The following is a 477-nucleotide window of genomic DNA, read 5'->3' as shown; positions in this document are numbered from 1 at the left end:
TGGTCCGGCGTTACCAACGCACGACAGGACGCACGGTCACCTCGGACGGCGCGGTCGTCACACTCATCACCGGCTGACACCACGTCCTGGTACGGCGGCAACCGCGCGTCGGCACGACCGGGCGCCGACTTGATCCGTAGTGGTGACACTGCGTAGCGCGCGGTCGGCGGCATGAGCGTGCACCTGATCTCGGCGGGCAAGGCTCGTACGATGATCAGCTACGCTGCGACAGCATGGGACATGTCCTCGCCCGGCTGGCCGGCTACGAATTAGCGCTGACACCGCACTGGCCGTACATGTTCGAGCGACACCAGGCCGGCTCGGACGCCGTTCGGGTCACTCGCTGGACTCCCTCCGGTCCCGTACAGGTGGTAATCAATCCCCATCAACTCACCGACGGTGGAGACGTCGTGGACGTTGCAGTTGGGCCGAGCCATCCCTGCTGGTTCGTCGAGACGTCTGCCTTCCGTCTGCACT

The 477-nt window shown here is 65.4% G+C and carries 1 protein-coding gene; it reads left to right on the top strand.

Annotation, left to right across the window (positions count from 1 at the left end):
- Positions 1 to 233: 233 nt before the first annotated feature.
- Positions 234 to 477 (top strand): hypothetical protein (locus KBX63_RS34915; protein ID WP_210918689.1); only part of this gene is annotated, 244 nt, incomplete at its 3' end.

The sequence above is a fragment of the Micromonospora sp. U21 genome (genome assembly GCF_018070045.1).
Taxonomy (GTDB): domain Bacteria; phylum Actinomycetota; class Actinomycetes; order Mycobacteriales; family Micromonosporaceae; genus Micromonospora.
The sequence above is the reverse complement of the archived record's forward strand: the minus strand, read 5'-3'. Positions and strand labels throughout refer to the sequence as shown.